The organism is Massilia sp. S19_KUP03_FR1 (assembly GCF_036688685.1).
Classification (GTDB): Bacteria; Pseudomonadota; Gammaproteobacteria; order Burkholderiales; family Burkholderiaceae_D; genus JALYUM01.
The window spans coordinates 200,420-216,392 of record NZ_JAQQPS010000006.1; the positions used below are offsets into that span (position 1 = coordinate 200,420).

Genomic DNA, 15,973 nt, shown 5'->3' on the forward strand with positions numbered 1-15,973 from the left:
CGATGTCCATCCCAAGGAGCTTCACCATGCCTACCGCGAACCTTCGCCGCACCGCACTCTCACTGGCTGTGGCCAGTGCCTGCATCGCCCTGCTTCATGCAGCCCCGGCGATGGCACAGGAACTGGCCATGGCCGCTGCCGCCCCGGCCGATCTGAACGAAACCAAAATGACCTCGGTGATCGTGACCGGTACCCGCACCTCCGGCCTGCGCGCCATCGACAGCGCCTCGCCCGTGCAGGTGCTCGATTCGACCTCGCTGGAACGCACCGGCCAGCCCGACCTGATCCAGGCCATGGCGCAGAACCTGCCGTCGTTCACGGCCCAGGCGTTCGGCGGCGATGCCGCCGCGCTGACGCTGTCGGCGCGCCTGCGCGGCCTGTCGCCGAACGACACCCTGGTGCTGGTCAATGGCAAGCGTCGCCACACCACCGCCAACCTGGCCGTGCTGGGCGGCCCTTACCAGGGCGGCGCCGCAGCCGACCTGAACTTCATTCCCGTGGCAGCCATCGACCACATCGAAGTGCTGCAGGACGGCGCTGCCGCCCAGTACGGCACCGACGCGATTGCCGGCGTGGTCAACATCATCCTCAAGAAAGACACCGGCACCAGCACCATCACCGGTTCCGGCGGCAAATATTTCGACGGCGGCGGCCGTACCGGCGACGTGTCCTTCAACACCGGCTTCGCACCAACCGACAAAAGTTTCGTGAACCTGTCGCTGGAGCAGAAATACCATGGCCACAGTGACCGCGGCGCCATCGACCCGCGCGTTGTCGACGCCGCCAACCTGGCCGCCATGCCGATCCTGAAAACGGTGCCGGGCTACCCGTATGTCAACAAAATTTCGGGCGATGCGGCGTACCACCTGACCATCGCGTCGATGAACGCCGGCATCGACCTGACGCCGGACTGGTCGCTCTACAGCGTGGCCACCTACGGCAAGAAAAAGGCCGAAGCGTACGAAAACTACCGCATGCCGAACCGCCTGCCGAAGCTCTATCCGCTGGGTTTCAATCCGAAGGAAGCCATCGATGAAGATGACTACCAGTTCACCATCGGCGCCAACGGCAAGCTGGCCGACTGGAACCTCGATCTGTCCTCCACCTACGGCAAGGACAAGGTCGACATCATGAATATACAGAGCGGCAACGTGTCGCTCTACAACGATACCGGCAGCACGCCGACGAATTTCCACAATGGCCAGTTCGTCGCATCGCAATGGACCAGCAACGTCGACCTGTCGCGCGGTTTCGACATCGGCTGGGCCACGCCGTTGAACGTCGCGTTCGGCTACGAGCACCGCGAAGACACCTATGAAATCGGCGCCGGCGACGCCGCCTCGCGCTACAAGGAAGGTTCGCAAGCCTATCCGGGCTTCCTGTTGACCGATGCCGGCCACCACAGCCGCAACAACAATGCCGCGTATGCCAACCTGGCCGGTTCGCCGGTTGCCGGGCTGAAACTCGACGCGGCCGTGCGCTACGAGCGCTTCAGCGACTTCGGCAGCACCACCGTGGGCAAGCTGACCGGCCGCTACGACTTTTCGCCGGTCGTCGCCGTGCGCAGCACCATCAGTAATGGCTTCCGCGCGCCGACGATGGCCGAGCAGTACTACTCGGCCACCAACGTGTCGCCCACCTCGGCCTTCGTGCAACTGGCCCCGAACTCGGTGGGCGCAGCGCTGGTTGGCGTGAACGGCCTGAAGCCGGAAAAATCGCGCAACTACAGCGCCGGCCTGGTGCTGCACCCGGCCAACGACGTCGCCCTGACGTTCGACGCCTACCAGATCGAAATCCGCGACCGCATCGTCGGCTCCGGCGCCATCTACGGTTCGGGCGGCTCGACCAATTCGCCTGCCGTGGTTGCCGCCATCCGCGCCAACGGCAACGTTCTCGACCCGACCGTCACGCAGACCGGCATCAACATCTTCTCGAATGCGGTCGATACACGCACGCGCGGCATGGAAGCGGTGTTCACCACCAACTCCGACTTCGGCGCCAACGGCCGCGTGGCATGGTCAGCAGCGGCCAGCTACAACACGACGTCGGTCATCAAGATCAACCAGGCCCCAACCCAGTTGCAACCGCAAACCCTGCTCGACCAGGCCGCCATTTCCGACCTGGAAACGGCGTCGCCGAAGTTCCGCCTGAACCTGGGCGCGCTGTGGAAAATGGGCATGTGGTCGGTCAACCTGCGTGAATCGTTCTATGGTTCGGCGTCGGAATACGGCACCGAAGACGGCGGCGAGTACTTCGAAACCAAAATCAAGTCGAAAGCGACCACCGACCTGGAAGTGTCGGCCCGCCTGACCAAGGCATTGACCTTCTCGATCGGCGCCAACAACCTGTTCAATCAGTATCCGGACAAGGTCAACGCGCAACTGGTGGCAGCGCAGCGCGCGGCACTCGATAACGCGGCAGTCACGCAGTATCCGAGCTTCTCGCCGATCGGCATCAATGGCGGTTACTACTATGCACGGGCCAGCTACACGTTTTAATTGACCCGCGCTGTTGCATCGCCAGAAAGGCTGCTCGATGAGCGGCCTTTTTTTCGCCTGAACGCAGGGAACTAGACGACTGGTCTAGTTTGGTGTAAAGTGGCGCCATGGCCAAAGCATATCCATCCGAAACCTCCGACGTCCGCGCGAACATCCTTGCGGCGGGCCAGCGCATCATGTCCGGCAAGGGTTTCTCGGCCGTGGGATTGAACGAAATCCTGGCGGCGGCCAGTGTGCCCAAGGGCTCGTTTTACCATTATTTTGGTTCCAAGGACGCGTTCGGTGTAGCGCTGCTGGACAGCTATTTTGCTGCTTATCTCGCCGAGATGGACGAGGTGCTGGGGCAGTCCGGCGTGGCAGTGGCGCAGCGCCTGATGCAGTATTTCGACAGCTGGCAGGCGAACCAGTCTTTTGCCGATTGCCAGGGCAAGTGCCTGGCAGTGAAACTGGCGGCGGAAGTGGCCGACCTGTCCGAAGCGATGCGCCTGGCGATCGACCACGGGACAGCGGGCATCGTTACCCGGCTGACGGCGGCGCTGGAGGCGGGCGTGCGCGACGGTTCGCTGGCCATCGATGGCAATGCGGCGCAGCTTGCTGCTACCTTGTACCAGCAGTGGCTGGGCGCCAGCGTGATGGTCAAGATCATGCGCAGTACCGCGCCGTTCGACGCGGCCCTGGCAGTCACGCGCCGGCTTTTGCACTTGCAGCACTGATTTTTTCGGCACGCCATCCGGCGCGCTTTTTTGGGCCACGTTTTAGACGACCGGTCTATTTATTTTGAATAATTGAGGAGCACTACCCATGAAAATCCTGATGATCCTGACGTCCCACGACCAACTCGGCAGCACCGGCCGTAAGACCGGCTTCTGGCTGGAAGAGCTGGCAGCACCCTACTACGCGTTCAAGGACGCTGGCGCCGAGATCGTGCTGGCGTCGCCATTGGGCGGCCAGCCGCCGCTCGATCCGAAGAGCGACGAGCCGTCCTCGCAAACCGAGGCCACGGTACGTTTCAAGGCCGACGCCGCAGCCAATGTTCAGCTGGCCAACACGGTGCGTCTCGACAGCGTGTCGCAAGCCGATTTCGACACCGTGTTTTATCCGGGTGGCCACGGCCCGCTGTGGGATCTGGCCGAAGATGCGTCCTCGATCGCGCTGATCGAAGCGTTCCTGGCGGCGCACAAGCCGGTGGCGCTGGTGTGCCACGCACCGGGTGTGCTGCGCCACGTAAAAAATCCGGATGGCTCGCCGCTGGTGCAGGGCAAGCAGGTTACCGGATTCACGAATAGCGAAGAAGAAGCGGTCGGCTTGACGGACATCGTGCCGTTCCTGGTGGAAGATGAACTGAAGGCCAAGGGCGGCATTTTTTCGCGCACCGATGACTGGGGCGTGCATGTCGTCACCGACGGTTTGCTGACCACTGGCCAGAACCCTGGGTCGTCGACGGCGGCGGCAGAAAAACTGTTGCAGCAATTGCAGAAATAAATAAAAAAGGCAGCCTGAACCGGCTGCTTTTTTTCGCATAAAATTGATGCCATGCAAAACACGGCACTCATCCTCATCGACATGCAACACGGTATGCAGACCTGGCGGCCTGCATACCGCAACAACCCGGGCGCAGAGGCGCAGATGGCGGCGCTGCTGCACGCCTGGCGCGGCGCTGGCCTGCCGGTGGTGCACGTGCGCCACATCAGCCGTGATCCCACTTCCGTATTCGCACCCGGTCAGCCCGGCGCGGCATTCCAACCCGCGTTCGCGCCATTGCCGCTTGAACACGTCGTCGAAAAAAATGTCCCCGATGCATTCATCCAGAGTGGCCTGGAGCGCTGGTTGCACGTGCGCGCCATTCGCGATGTCGTCATCGTCGGCGTGGCCACCAACAACTCGGTCGAATCGACCGCCCGCTCGGCCGGCAACCTGGGGTTGATTGCAACCGTGGTGGCCGATGCGACCTACGCGTACGCCCAGGCCGACTATGCCGGCGTCGAGCGCAGCGCGGAAGACGTGCACTCGATGTCGCTGTCGAATTTGAACGGTGAATATGCCACAGTGCGCAGCAGCGCGGACGTGCTGCGGGCGTTAAAACAAGGCTAGTCGCCGTGCACGACGCCATCCCAGCCTGGCGGCGCCGCGTTGCCGGGCCAGCGCGCATCGACCTGCGGCATCTTCGCGCACAGGGATGCCATCACAAACCAACCGCTCGGCACGGCCCGACACTCCCAGCGCAGCTGACCGCGGTGGCCGATCTGGTCCCAGGCCACACCGACGTCGGTTGGCGCCGGCAAGCGGGTGCGTGCGCGATCCGGCGCGCTAAATGACGATCCATCGCTTGCCTGCGCAGTCCATGGCGCGACGACAGCGTGCGCATCCGTCGCAACGGGCGGCGACGCACCCGCCATGCCAGCAACCAGCGCCAGCGCGCCCAGGCTTTTCATCCGTACTGACATGCCCATCCAGCTTACTCCACACGCCGAAAATACCAAAAAACATTGCCCAAAAATTAGGGTCAGAGTCAAATTAATCAGCAATTTTATGAAATCGAAGCGTTCGCGATTCACAAAATTACCAAACAATTCTACTCTGACCCTAATTGTTGGGTAAGAACTTTGGGGCAATGATTAGTGGATGATGGTGGCTTTTTCGTGCATCGCCGGTGCGATGCTGGCGGTGCTGCGGACGGTGGTGACGTCGGCGGGGGTGACGGCGGCGGCCTTGTTGCCCCAGGCGGCGCGGACGTAGGTGATGATCGTTGCCAGTTTTTCATCGTCCAGCGACCCGCCAAATGCCGGCATGCCTGCACGACCTTTGAGGATCGTGGCGATGACAATGGTTGGATCGCCCTGGGCGAAGACATTGCCTTTCAAGGCAGGAAACGCGCCGGGGATGCCGAGGCCGGTGGCCTGGTGGCAGGCGGCGCAGTTTTTGGCGAACAAGGTCTTGCCGTCCAGCGCTTGCGCCTGCACGACCGATGCAGCCAGCGTCAAGGCCAGCGCGGTCAGCGTCAGTTTTAACGTCGGGTTCATGCTGCGGCTCCCTGCGTGCTCAGGCGTTGGTGGATGCGCTCCATCTGCTGCCACGCCGATTCGATGGCGCCGGCTTGCCAGCCGCCCAGGTAGCTCATGTGCTCGCCTGCCAGCAAGGTGCGCTGCTCGCCTTCGACCAGCACCGGATAGGCTTGCGCGCGCGCCTCCTCGCTCCATTCGGCCCAGCCGCCCATATTGTATTTGACCAGGTGCCACGCCACCGAGAACGAGGATTCGTAGTTCTTCCGATACGCGCCCGGGAAGATCTTTTCGCCCGCCGCCACGGCATACTCGGCCCGTTCGGCCGGCGACAAGGCCGACAGTTCGGCCGCATCGGCGCCAAAGCTATAGTAGCCGAGCAAGGTGCCCTTCTTGCCTTGCCAATTCCCGGAAGGCAGCGAGATCAGGTTGATGCCCTTGGTATCGGTATAGACGTGGCCGCCATAGATCTGGTCATCCTCTTCCCAGAAGCGACGCCCCATCTGCAGGCCGATCTTGCACACCGGCGCGTATGCCGCGGCGGCCAGTGCCGTCTTGAACTTGGGTGAGAAATCGGCGTCGACCATGCGCAGCACGGACAGCGGCATGGCGCACAGGCAGAAGTCGCCCTTGACCACCGACATGGCGCCCGTATGCGTATCCTTGACGGTGACTTCCACCCCATTCGGCAGGTTGCGCAACTTCTGCACTTCGCTGTGATATTTGATCATCTTGCCGACGCGCTTCTCGAACGCCTTGGCGATCGCATCCATGCCGCCGACCGGCTGCAACATCGTCGATTGCTGCGTGAATTCGTGCACCGAATGATAGAAATGGCCCAGTTTCGATTCCAGCAAGCCGGAAAACGCCAGCGGATCGGACGGCACCCCCGGGCCAGGCTGCATGCCCGCCCCCGGATTCACCTTGAAGCCGCGCCCCTCGGTACCGCGATACGTCAAATCCTTTTTCGACAGGTAACCTTCACCGACCAGGTAATCGATCAGCAAATCCTTGTCGGTCGCATTCACCTGCTGGTCCATGACGCCACTTTTCAGGCTCTTGGCCAGCAACTCGTCGACGTAGCCGCGCATGTCGGCCTTGACTTCGAACTGGCGCAGGCGCTTGCCTTTCAATGGTCCGGCGGCATTGTCGTTGTAGATGTAGGCCGCATCGTTATCGTTATTAAACAGTTCCAGCGGCACACCGAAGGCGCTGGTGTAGTGCAAGGTCGAGCGATGGTTGAACGGAATGCGCCACGGGCCAAAATTGATGTACTGGCCGCGGTCGAAATTGCACACCTGCTTCGCGCCGCCCAGTTCTTCCAGCACGGTGCCGCTGCGCGCCGTCTGGCAGCGACCGCCGGCGAAATCGCGCGCTTCCAGCACTTTGCAGGTGTAGCCCAGTTTGCTTAATTCATAGGCCGCCGTCATGCCAGCCAGGCCCGCGCCGAGGATGACCACGGTTTTACCTTTGCCACTGCCGGAAAGCATCGGCGGTGCATCGCGGGTCGACGCGATGTCCATGCCCCAGGCTTTCATACTGGCCAATAAGAACCCGCTGCCGCCGACGGCGAGCGCTTTACCGAGGAAATCACGGCGGGTGGGAATACCTGAAGAGTGAAGCGGAATGGCGGGCGTCTTGATCATGATTACCTGGACGAAGTGAAGGAAGGTTCAAGTATTCGTTCAGCAAGACGCATGCCATGGCTTGTTGCCCGGGCACACCCCGGCCTGCACTGTGGCGGTGCGGTTTTTTCGTCAGAAAATGGTGCAAACTGCATAACGATATGAAAAACGCGACATTCGCATGCTGCGCTTCATCTGGCGCCGCGCTGCTGTGTTTACCCGGCCTGCGGTGCGCCGCCTCCAAGTGCCTGAATGCTAAGGTGGGCCAAACGATCAACACGCGGATGAGGCAAACAAATGGGTCAAACAGTCGGTGATTTTTTTGTCGGGCGCCTGCTTGAATGGGGCGTGCGCCGCATCTACGGCTATCCGGGCGACGGCATCAACGGGGTCATCGGCGCGCTCGACCGGCTGGAAGGCAAAATCGAATTCATCCAGGTGCGCCATGAAGAAATGGCGGCCTTCATGGCGGCCGCGCACGCCAAGTTCACGGGAGAATTGGGCGTGTGCCTGTCCACCGGCGGCCCCGGCGCCACCCACATGCTGACCGGCCTGTACGACGCCAAGCTCGACCACATGCCGGTGCTGGCCATCTGCGGCCAGGCCGCGCGCAGCATCCGCGGCGCCCACTACCAGCAAGAAATCAACCTCGACCGCGCGTTTGCCGACGTGGCCGAATATGTCCAGGAAGTGGCCGTGCCCAGCCAGGTGCGGCACGTGCTCGACCGCGCCATTCGCATTGCCGTGTCGCGGCGCGGCGTGGGCGTGGTGATCCTGCCCAACGACTTGCAGGAACTGCCGTACGAAGATCCGCCGCGCGAGCATGGCAGCGTCTTTTCCGGCACCGGCTACAGCCTGCCCAAAATCGTGCCGTTCGAGGCCGACCTGCAGCGCGCCGCAGACGTTCTCAACGCGGGCACGAAAGTCGCGATCCTGGTCGGCGCCGGCGCGCAGAACGCGCTCAGCGAAATCATCGGTGTGGCGAACAAGCTGCAGGCGGGCCTGGCCAAGGCGCTGCTGGGCAAGGCGGCCGTGCCCGACGACATTGCCTGGGTTACCGGTTCGATCGGCATTCTCGGCACCAGGGCCAGCTGGGACATGATGAACGCGTGCGATACCTTGCTGATGATCGGCACCGCCTTCCCGTACGCCGAATTCCTGCCCAAGGAAGGCCAGGCGCGCTGCGTGCAGATCGACATCGATGCGGCCATGCTCAGCATCCGCTATCCGGCCGAGGTCAACCTGCACGGCGACAGCGCGCTGACGCTGGCCGCCCTGCTGCCCCTGCTCGAACAAAAAACCGATGCCACCTGGCGCGACCAGATCGTCGCCTCCATGCTCGACTGGTGGAAAGTCGCCGAAGCGCGCGCCATGCAGCACGCCAACCCGATCAATCCGCAGCGCGTGGCATGGGAACTGTCGCCGCGCCTGCCGGCCAACGCCATCATCACCAGCGACTCCGGCTCGTGCGCCAACTGGTACGCGCGCGACGTCAAAATCCGGCGCGGCATGCTGTGCTCACTTTCCGGCGGCCTGGCCTCGATGGGCGCGGCCGTGCCCTACGCCATCGCCGCCAAGTTCGCGCACCCGGCGCGCAGCGTGGTCGGCATGGTAGGCGACGGCGCCATGCAGATGAGTAATATGGCCGAGATGATCACGGTGGCCAAGTACTGGCAAGGCTGGGAAAATCCCACCCTGATCATCTGCGTGTTCAACAACGAAGACCTGAACCAGGTAACGTGGGAACAGCGCATCATGGAAGGCAATCCGAAATTCGAGGCGTCGCAGCGCATCCCGAATGTGCCGTATCACCAGTTTGCCGAAATGATCGGCCTGGTCGGCATCTATTGCGACAAGGACGAGGACGTGGCCTCGGCGTGGGAGCGCGCGTTTGCCGCCGGGCGCCCGGTCATCCTCGAATTCAAGACCGACCCGGAAGTACCGCCGCTGCCCTCGCACATCACCTTCGAGCAGGCGAAACAGTTCATGACCAGCGCGCTCAAGGGCGACCCGAGCGAAGGGTCAATGCTGCTGGGCGCGGCCAAGCAACTGCTGAGCAGCATCTTGCCGCATAAATCCTAGCTTTCCCACGTATCAAGCTGGCCCGCCAGAGGCCCGGTTTGTTGCATCACACTGATATGCGCCCATGCCTGCATGTGCCAGGCATGGGCGGCACTGTCCTACATGTTGCCGGCGCGAAAGACGATGTTGCGATGATGAAGCGCGCAGTATGCTGGTATTTTTCCAGGAGGCAATATGTCGCGTCAATTCAAATCACTGTCGGGCCAGGTCATCGTCATTACCGGCGCCACCAGCTGCATCGGTCTGAGCACGGCGCGCATGTTGGCCAAACGCGGCGCCGCGCTGGTGCTGGCGGCCAGCCATGTCAGCACGCTCGACCGCCTGGCCGGTGAAATCCGCCAGGACGGCGGGAGCGTGCTGGCCGTGCCCGTCGATGTCACCGCCCTCGACCAGGTGCAAGCGCTCGGTCACAGCGCGATCCGGTATTTTGGCCGCATCGATACCTGGATCAACGCCGGCATGGCGATGGACGACCTCGACGACGTCAAGCCGGCCCCGGTCGCGGCACGCCTGTTCAGCGCCCACTACTGGGGCGCCAACCACGGCGCGCGCGTGGCGCGCAACCTGATGGCGCAGCAAGGCGGCAAGATCATCAACCTCGACTCCGATGCCTGCGCCCGCCATGGCGTCAAGGGTTTGACCGATACACTACGTGCCGATCTCGAAACCGATGGCGTGCCGATCGCAGTCACGCTGGTGCACGCCGCCGGCCGCAACGACATGCACAACGCGCCGCGCCTGGTGGCCGAAGCGATCCTGCGCGCGGCGCAACATGCGCAACGCGACATCGTGGTCAGTGGCGCGACCCCCATGCCGGCGCGTGGCGTCAGCACCAGCACGCCCGGCTTGCTCGAACGGGTGCGGGAAATACTCGCGCTGCGCCATACGCACAAAGCCTCGCACACCTGATGTGACCCGCCGCGCTAGCCGGGCTGGCGCGGCCCTAAAATGGCACTTGTCCGGGGTACTTGATCCACATCAATGATTTTTATGATGTGAATCAATAAACTTCTCTTCGTTAAATACCAAAACGAAGAAAGGCAACACCATGAACAAGTCCATCCTGGCCCTCCTGATCGCATCTTTTAGTTTGTCCGGCGCCGCCATGGCGCAGGAGTCGCCCTGGTTGGTGCGCGTGCGCGCCGTGCACATCGATCCGGCCGACAAGTCCGACCCGGTCGGCGGCGTGGGCGCCAGTGACCGCCTGCACGTGAGCGACAAATGGATCCCCGACGTCGACATCTCCTACTTCTTCACCCCGAACTGGGCGGCGGAACTGGTCCTGACGTATCCGCAAAAGCACACCGTGACGCTGGACGGCGCCAGCATCGGCACCTTCAAGCACCTGCCGCCGACGCTGACGGCGCAGTACCACTTCCTGCCCGGCGCGAAGGTCAACCCTTACCTGGGCGCCGGCGTGAATTACACCCTGATCTCGAAAGTGCAGCTGCTCAATGGCGCAGCCCGCCTGGAACATGACAGCCTCGGCCTGGCACTGCAGGCCGGCTTCGATGTCCGTATTGACAAGCATTGGTCGTTCAATGCCGACATCAAGAAGTTGCAGTTGCGTAGCGATGTCATGATTGGCGGCGCCCGCGCCAGCCGCGTCAAGGTCGATCCGGTGTTGTTGGGCTTTGGCTTTGGTTACGGTTTCTAACATCAAAAAAGTGCGCAGCGGCAACAACTCTGGCATCATTGGTTTAAGTAAATACCAAAGCCAATGGTGCCCATCATGTCCAGTCCAGAACTCTCCGCCGTCCCCACCCCTGATGAATCAGCCTCGCCGCTGCTGCAGCTAAAGCTAGCCTTCCTGCGGGGCGCGGGCTTGCGCAGTGCGGCGATGGCATCCGAGCTGACGCCGGAAACCATGGAATTACTGGGCAAGTTGCTGGCCTCTTCGTTACAGGGGACCATCGACTTGCTGGCGCTGCGCTCCCTGGTGAAGCAGGAAGTGAATGCCGATGTGACCACCGTGTTGGTGCGCAACAACAATCCCCTCAAGTTTTTTACGGACAGCCAAACCGTCCTGACGCAGATGATGCGCAAGAAAATGCCAGGCTTCATGGAGCCGCTGGAAGCGCTGGAGGATGCCCAGAGCGACCTCCACGCGCACCAGCACGGCATGACGGCGGGCGCGCGCGCGTGCCTGGTCGCCACCCTCGAACCACTGGCCGGCGAGCAGGTCAGTGCGGTACTGCCGCCGCCCGGCTTCGCCGACAAGCTGCTGCCGCACCGGCGCGGCCTGGTGCAATGGCACGAATACCTGCGCCGCCACCGCGCCGCTGTCATCGGCATCGACGCGCAGCTGCATGGCCCCGCCTTCCTCGCAGCATACGACGCCGCCGTCGTCAAATCGTTGGCCGGCAGCCGAAAGCGCGCCGCGTGAGCGGCGCGGTGCGTCTGTCGTGGGCAGAAGTCAATGATATCGGTATGCGTGCCGAAAACCAGGACGTCGTCGGGATCGCGCGCAGCGGCGCGCTGTCCTGCTTTGTGGTGGCTGACGGCACCGGCGGCCACACCGGCGGCGGCGTCGCGTCGCGGCTGGTCGTCGATGCCCTGCTGGACGCTTTTTGCAAGGCGCCCGGGTGCGACACCGATTTTCTGCTCGCCTGCGTCGACGCGGCCAGCAGCAGCGTCGCCCAAGCGCGCGGCGCCGACCCGGCCCTGGCCGATATGAGTTCCACGATGGCCGCCGTGGTGATCGACGCCGCCGCCGCGCGCGCCGTGTGGGCGCACCTGGGCGACAGCCGCGTCTACCTGTTCCGTGCCAACCTGCTGCACAGCGTGACGATCGACCACAGCATGGCGCGCCAGCTGATCAACAGCGGCTATGGCGGCGGCGGTACGGTCGACGTGCGCGACCACCCCCAGCGCCACATCCTGCTGGCCGCCATCGGCGCCGAAAACGAGACGCAGGCCGGCACCAGCAATGGCGCCGTGGCGCTGCAGCCGGGCGACGCCCTGCTGCTGTGCAGTGACGGCCTGTGGGAATGGATCGCGGAAGCCCAGATGGAAACGGCGCTGTCGATCACCACCGGCGTCGAAGACTGGCTGAGGGGCATGTGCGCCCTCGCCGCCCGGGCCGCGACCGCGTCGACCAATGAACGCGACAATTTTTCTGCCTGTGCGATTCGCGTGCATGCAGTCGAGGAGCAGGCATGAAGACGGCAGGCACGCGACCCAACACGCACGCGCCGGATCTGGCGCACGCATCGGAAAACTGCCTGCCGATTGGCACGCGCCTGAAGGACTTCGAAATCGTCGGCGTGCTGGGCGAAGGCGGTTTCGGCATTGTCTATCTGGCGTTCGATCGCGCCCTGCGGCGCACCATCGCCATCAAGGAATTCATGCCGTCGGTGCTGGCCATGCGCGGCGCCGACGGCGCCGTCATCCCCAGGGCCGAGCGCCACAAGAACACCTTCCGCAGCGGCCTGAAAAGCTTCATCAACGAGGCGCGTCTGCTGGCGCAATTCGACCATCCGGGGCTGGTGAAAATCCACCGCTACTGGGAACAGAACGGCACCGCCTATACGGCGATGCAGTACTACGAAGGCCGCACCATCAAGGACATCGTGTCCCACAGCCCTGAGCTGATCAACCAGGCCTGGTGCCTGAAGATGCTGGCCCAGGTGCTGCAGGCACTCGAGATACTGGGCACGATGCAGATCGTGCACCGCGACGTTTCGCCCGACAACATCATCGTGCAGGACAACGGCGAAGCAGTGCTGCTCGACTTCGGCTCGGCACGCGAAATTATCGGCGACATGACGCGTGCCGTCACCGTCATCCTCAAGCCCGGTTATGCGCCGGTCGAACAGTATGCCAACGACACCTCGCTGGAACAGGGCGCGTACACCGACATTTATGCACTGTGCGCCGTGGTCTATTTTGCGATTACGCGCAAGGCCCCGTCGAGTTCGATCGCGCGCATGGTGCAGGACCCGATGGTGCCGCTCGCGAAGCTGGCGCCAGGTGGCTACAAGCATGCCTTCCTGGCCGCCATCGACCAGGGCCTGGCGGTGCTGGCAGAAGAGCGTCCGCGTTCGATTGCCGCGTTCCGCACCCTGCTCGGCATCGCTCCCGTCGACGTGACGGCGCTGCGCCCGGCCGCCGCGACCAAGCGCTTCGCGCCGGCGCCTGCGGCTGGGGCAGCGCTTGCGCCAGGCGTGGTGACTGCGCCGCCGGTGGTAAAAAAGACCCAGCGCAAGACGCTGATCGTGCCGAAAACGTCGCCGTTTGCCCCGGAAGTGGTGCTCACGCCGACCCGTTCGCACAAGCTGGCGCGCCTGGGCGCGCTGGTCGGCACCCTGGCGGCGGTATTGGCCTGTGCGCTGGCGTTCGAGTGGCAAGCGCGGCGCCAGGACGAAGCCATCAAGCTGGCCGCCTCCGCGCCGCGCCGCACGGTGGTGTCGGCCAAGCAGTTGCTCGAGACCGAAGAGATTTTGCCGGTCACGGCTGCGACGATGGCCATGGCAGTGCCGACGCCGCCAGAGCCTGCCGCAGCGCCAGCAGTGCCTGACGCCGTACCGGCAGAGACCGTGGTCGCGCAAAACGCAGCGGCGCCGGACCCCGTGCCGGCTGTCGTGATGGTGCCGGTGACGTTGGCCGTCAAACCGTGGGGCACGGTGTTCATCGATGGCCGCGAGCGCGGCGCGAGTCCGCCGCTCAAGCGTCTGATGTTGCCGCCCGGTCCGCACGAGATCCGCATCGTCAATCCGGTGTACCCGGCCTACACGACCAGCATCATCGTCAAGAAAAATGGCCCGGCCAGCGTCGAACACGATTTTGGCCCGGCGCCGCAATAAACACTGGAATTTTGATGAAACAACCCCTTCTCATCGCACTGTGCGTGGCCCTGTCGGCATGCGCCGACACCAAGCCCGGCGCGCCGAAAGCGGCGCCGCCGCGTGTTGCGGTCGCCGTTGCCAAACCGGCGCCTGCGCCCGACACGATGGCGCCGGCGATCCTGCCTGCAGCGCCGGTGTCGGTGCTGGCAGAAGGCATCGCACTATATGAAAAGGGCGATTACAACGGGGCCGTCAAGAAGCTGGCTGTGGCCAATGTGGCGACTGCACCGAAGGCGACGCAGTTGAGCGCGCTGAAGTACACGGCGTTCAGCTACTGCCTGACATCGCGCCAGGCGCTGTGCCGGCAGCAGTTCGAAAAAGCCCTCAAAATCGATGCGAGCTTTGACCTGGAGCCGGGCGAAAAGGGGCATCCGATGTGGTGGCCAGCGTGGCTCAAGGCGAAGAAGGGCAAGGTCTGAGCGGCGCTGCGGCCTGAGCGCGGGGTGGATGCTGGCGTAGCCGGCTGCACGCATACCGCGCCAGGGCACGCTGTTGAATATATCAATAGAATTGTATGGATTAACTAATTCCATACAATTCTATTTTTATTTATGCGCCATCGCCGTTCGGTTGCCTGCGCCGCGGCCGCCTTTTCGATGATGGCGAACGCCATCACATTCCTGACCAGCATGTCTTCGTCGCGCGCATCGAGCGGGATGCGCGCGACGAAGGTGCCCGAGCGCCGATCAATGATCGTGTCGCGAAACTAGACGAAACCCGCGCCGGGCATGGCAGACAGGGGGATGATCGCGCCGCGCTGGCCGATCACGGCGCCGGCCAGGCGATGCCCCGCCGCTGCCGCCAGCGCGCCACTGGCGCCCGCGATGCGCGCGGCCAGGTAGGCGGCGCCAAACGAGTCGCCGGCAGCCGTCGTGTCGACCACGTGGGCCACCACAGGCGCGGGCACCACGTCGAGGCGTTCGTCGGCCCAGACCAGGCACGGCGCGGCGCCGCACTTGATGACCACCTCGGCCAGGCCCAGCGCGCGCGTGCGCGCCAGGACCGCCTCGGCATCGCATGCGCCATACAGCGCCACTTCGTCGTCGAGGGTGAGCAAGGCGATGCTGGTGAGCGCCAGCACCTGGCCGTACGCCGCGCGCGCCGCCTCGACGCTTTCCCACAGCCGCGCGCGGTAGTTATTGTCGAACACGACCTTCCCGCCAGCGGCGCGGCACTGCGCCAGCGCCGCCAGCAGCAGCGCGCGGTCGTCAGGGGACAAGATCGCCAGGCTGATGCCCGACAGGTACACCATCGGTGCGCCGGCCAACTGGCGCAGTACGGTATCGGCGCCGGGTGCGCGCAGCCAGTGGCGCGCGGCCGAATCGTTGCGCCAGTAGTGAAACCGGCGCTCGCCGGCGGCGTCCGTTTCGATCAGGTACATGCCGGGCAGCTTGTCGGGCAAGCGCTGCACCATGGCCGTATCGATGCCCTCACCGTCCCAGGCATCGCACATCTGGTCCGACATGCCATCGACGCCGAGGCCCGTCACGTAAGCCACGCGCCCGGGTCCGAGCAGGCGCGCCAGGTACAGCGCCGCGTTAAGCGTGTCGCCGCCGAAGCGGTAATCCAGCGTGGCCGGGCGCTCGACCGGGCGCTGTAGCTCGATCATGCACTCGCCGACCACGCAGACCGTTGCTGCTTCCATTCAAACACTCCTCGTAAATCATCCACACGCCTGGCATGCCCGCGTCCGCCCCGCGGGCGCGGGCCGGTGCCTTCATGGTAGCGCAGGTCAGCGCAGCGTTGGTACTGCCCGCCTCAGGTCGAGCCGAAAAGATTCGACACGCCGGAGCTGACGTTGCTGTTGTCGAGCCCATGGTACGCACGTTTTCCAGCGTGATGTCATGGAAGATCGGGAACAGGGAACCTGCCGTCGGCAAGGTCTTGGTGCCGTAGAAGGTCGTGAACAGCAGCGCGTTGCG

The 15,973-nt window shown here is 63.7% G+C and carries 15 protein-coding genes; 11 read left to right on the forward strand and 4 right to left on the reverse strand.

All coding sequences use genetic code 11. The annotated features are described in order from the left end of the window. Nucleotides 1-26: 26 nt before the first annotated feature. The 4 genes from V6M87_RS08755 to V6M87_RS08770 all read left to right on the forward strand — a co-directional run bounded on the left by V6M87_RS08755 (nucleotide 27) and on the right by V6M87_RS08770 (nucleotide 4,589). Nucleotides 27-2,498, forward strand: a complete 2,472-nt coding sequence (locus V6M87_RS08755; protein WP_332876230.1) for a TonB-dependent receptor plug domain-containing protein — start codon at nucleotides 27-29, stop codon at nucleotides 2,496-2,498. A gap of 107 nt (nucleotides 2,499-2,605) precedes the next feature. Beyond that, nucleotides 2,606-3,211, forward strand: a complete 606-nt coding sequence (locus tag V6M87_RS08760) for a TetR/AcrR family transcriptional regulator (RefSeq protein WP_332876231.1) — start codon at nucleotides 2,606-2,608, stop codon at nucleotides 3,209-3,211. An 88-nt stretch (nucleotides 3,212-3,299) separates the two neighbouring features. Next, on the forward strand, nucleotides 3,300-3,980 hold the full coding sequence (locus V6M87_RS08765) for a type 1 glutamine amidotransferase domain-containing protein (protein ID WP_332876232.1): 681 nt from the start codon (nucleotides 3,300-3,302) through the stop codon (nucleotides 3,978-3,980). 51 nt (nucleotides 3,981-4,031) lie between these two features. Beyond that, nucleotides 4,032-4,589 (forward strand): cysteine hydrolase family protein, encoded by a 558-nt coding sequence (locus tag V6M87_RS08770; RefSeq protein ID WP_332876233.1) that lies wholly within the window; start codon nucleotides 4,032-4,034, stop codon nucleotides 4,587-4,589. On the opposite strand, the gene V6M87_RS08775 is transcribed toward V6M87_RS08770, so the two are convergent. The 3 genes from V6M87_RS08775 to V6M87_RS08785 all read right to left on the reverse strand — a co-directional run bounded on the left by V6M87_RS08775 (nucleotide 4,586) and on the right by V6M87_RS08785 (nucleotide 7,143). Continuing rightward, nucleotides 4,586-4,942 carry a hypothetical protein gene (locus V6M87_RS08775; protein WP_332876234.1) on the reverse strand — a complete coding sequence of 119 codons (357 nt, stop codon included), beginning with the start codon at nucleotides 4,940-4,942 and terminating at the stop codon, nucleotides 4,586-4,588. The genes V6M87_RS08770 and V6M87_RS08775 overlap by 4 nt on opposite strands. Before the next feature lie 171 nt (nucleotides 4,943-5,113). After that, a complete protein-coding gene (locus V6M87_RS08780) occupies nucleotides 5,114-5,518 on the reverse strand; it encodes a c-type cytochrome (RefSeq protein ID WP_332876235.1) in 405 nt (134 codons plus the stop codon). Next, the gene (locus V6M87_RS08785) at nucleotides 5,515-7,143 is read right to left on the reverse strand and encodes a flavin monoamine oxidase family protein (protein WP_332876236.1); all 1,629 of its coding nucleotides are present in this window, start codon (nucleotides 7,141-7,143) and stop codon (nucleotides 5,515-5,517) included. The genes V6M87_RS08780 and V6M87_RS08785 overlap by 4 nt, the downstream gene beginning before the upstream one ends. 276 nt (nucleotides 7,144-7,419) lie before the next feature. Here V6M87_RS08785 and V6M87_RS08790 point away from each other — a divergent pair, with 276 nt between their 5' ends. The 7 genes from V6M87_RS08790 to V6M87_RS08820 all read left to right on the forward strand — a co-directional run bounded on the left by V6M87_RS08790 (nucleotide 7,420) and on the right by V6M87_RS08820 (nucleotide 14,470). After that, complete coding sequence (locus tag V6M87_RS08790; RefSeq protein WP_332876237.1) at nucleotides 7,420-9,204, forward strand: thiamine pyrophosphate-requiring protein; 1,785 nt, start codon at nucleotides 7,420-7,422, stop codon at nucleotides 9,202-9,204. 174 nt (nucleotides 9,205-9,378) lie between these two features. Next, the gene (locus V6M87_RS08795; protein ID WP_332876238.1) at nucleotides 9,379-10,113 is read left to right on the forward strand and encodes an SDR family NAD(P)-dependent oxidoreductase; all 735 of its coding nucleotides are present in this window, start codon (nucleotides 9,379-9,381) and stop codon (nucleotides 10,111-10,113) included. Between the two features lie 139 nt (nucleotides 10,114-10,252). After that, nucleotides 10,253-10,861 carry an OmpW/AlkL family protein gene (locus V6M87_RS08800; RefSeq protein ID WP_332876239.1) on the forward strand — a complete coding sequence of 203 codons (609 nt, stop codon included), beginning with the start codon at nucleotides 10,253-10,255 and terminating at the stop codon, nucleotides 10,859-10,861. Nucleotides 10,862-10,936: 75 nt separating this feature from the next. Then, on the forward strand, nucleotides 10,937-11,590 hold the full coding sequence (locus V6M87_RS08805) for a type VI secretion system-associated FHA domain protein (protein WP_332876240.1): 654 nt from the start codon (nucleotides 10,937-10,939) through the stop codon (nucleotides 11,588-11,590). 44 nt (nucleotides 11,591-11,634) lie between these two features. Then, the gene (locus V6M87_RS08810) at nucleotides 11,635-12,366 is read left to right on the forward strand and encodes a PP2C family protein-serine/threonine phosphatase (RefSeq protein ID WP_332876241.1); all 732 of its coding nucleotides are present in this window, start codon (nucleotides 11,635-11,637) and stop codon (nucleotides 12,364-12,366) included. Beyond that, nucleotides 12,363-14,009: a serine/threonine-protein kinase gene (locus tag V6M87_RS08815; protein ID WP_332876242.1), complete on the forward strand. Its 1,647-nt coding sequence runs from the start codon at nucleotides 12,363-12,365 to the stop codon at nucleotides 14,007-14,009. The genes V6M87_RS08810 and V6M87_RS08815 overlap by 4 nt, the downstream gene beginning before the upstream one ends. Before the next feature lie 14 nt (nucleotides 14,010-14,023). Next, nucleotides 14,024-14,470, forward strand: a complete 447-nt coding sequence (locus V6M87_RS08820) for a TssQ family T6SS-associated lipoprotein (protein WP_332876243.1) — start codon at nucleotides 14,024-14,026, stop codon at nucleotides 14,468-14,470. Between the two features lie 287 nt (nucleotides 14,471-14,757). Here the strand turns inward: V6M87_RS08820 and V6M87_RS08825 are convergent, their stop codons facing one another. After that, on the reverse strand, nucleotides 14,758-15,696 hold the full coding sequence (locus V6M87_RS08825; protein ID WP_332876244.1) for a sugar kinase: 939 nt from the start codon (nucleotides 15,694-15,696) through the stop codon (nucleotides 14,758-14,760). Between the last annotated feature and the right edge of the window lie 277 nt (nucleotides 15,697-15,973).

Bases quoted from the DNA above. Each gene is read 5' to 3' on its own strand.
- V6M87_RS08800 (WP_332876239.1), top strand. From the start codon at position 10,253: ATGAACAAGTCCATCCTGGCCCTCCTGATCGCATCTTTTAGTTTGTCC.
- V6M87_RS08790 (WP_332876237.1), top strand. From the start codon at position 7,420: ATGGGTCAAACAGTCGGTGATTTTTTTGTCGGGCGCCTGCTTGAATGG.
- V6M87_RS08805 (WP_332876240.1), top strand. From the start codon at position 10,937: ATGTCCAGTCCAGAACTCTCCGCCGTCCCCACCCCTGATGAATCAGCC.
- V6M87_RS08785 (WP_332876236.1), bottom strand. From the start codon at position 7,143: ATGATCAAGACGCCCGCCATTCCGCTTCACTCTTCAGGTATTCCCACC.
- V6M87_RS08825 (WP_332876244.1), bottom strand. From the start codon at position 15,696: ATGGAAGCAGCAACGGTCTGCGTGGTCGGCGAGTGCATGATCGAGCTA.
- V6M87_RS08770 (WP_332876233.1), top strand. From the start codon at position 4,032: ATGCAAAACACGGCACTCATCCTCATCGACATGCAACACGGTATGCAG.
- V6M87_RS08795 (WP_332876238.1), top strand. From the start codon at position 9,379: ATGTCGCGTCAATTCAAATCACTGTCGGGCCAGGTCATCGTCATTACC.
- V6M87_RS08810 (WP_332876241.1), top strand. From the start codon at position 11,635: ATGCGTGCCGAAAACCAGGACGTCGTCGGGATCGCGCGCAGCGGCGCG.
- V6M87_RS08780 (WP_332876235.1), bottom strand. From the start codon at position 5,518: ATGAACCCGACGTTAAAACTGACGCTGACCGCGCTGGCCTTGACGCTG.
- V6M87_RS08755 (WP_332876230.1), top strand. From the start codon at position 27: ATGCCTACCGCGAACCTTCGCCGCACCGCACTCTCACTGGCTGTGGCC.
- V6M87_RS08815 (WP_332876242.1), top strand. From the start codon at position 12,363: ATGAAGACGGCAGGCACGCGACCCAACACGCACGCGCCGGATCTGGCG.
- V6M87_RS08775 (WP_332876234.1), bottom strand. From the start codon at position 4,942: ATGTCAGTACGGATGAAAAGCCTGGGCGCGCTGGCGCTGGTTGCTGGC.
- V6M87_RS08765 (WP_332876232.1), top strand. From the start codon at position 3,300: ATGAAAATCCTGATGATCCTGACGTCCCACGACCAACTCGGCAGCACC.
- V6M87_RS08820 (WP_332876243.1), top strand. From the start codon at position 14,024: ATGAAACAACCCCTTCTCATCGCACTGTGCGTGGCCCTGTCGGCATGC.
- V6M87_RS08760 (WP_332876231.1), top strand. From the start codon at position 2,606: ATGGCCAAAGCATATCCATCCGAAACCTCCGACGTCCGCGCGAACATC.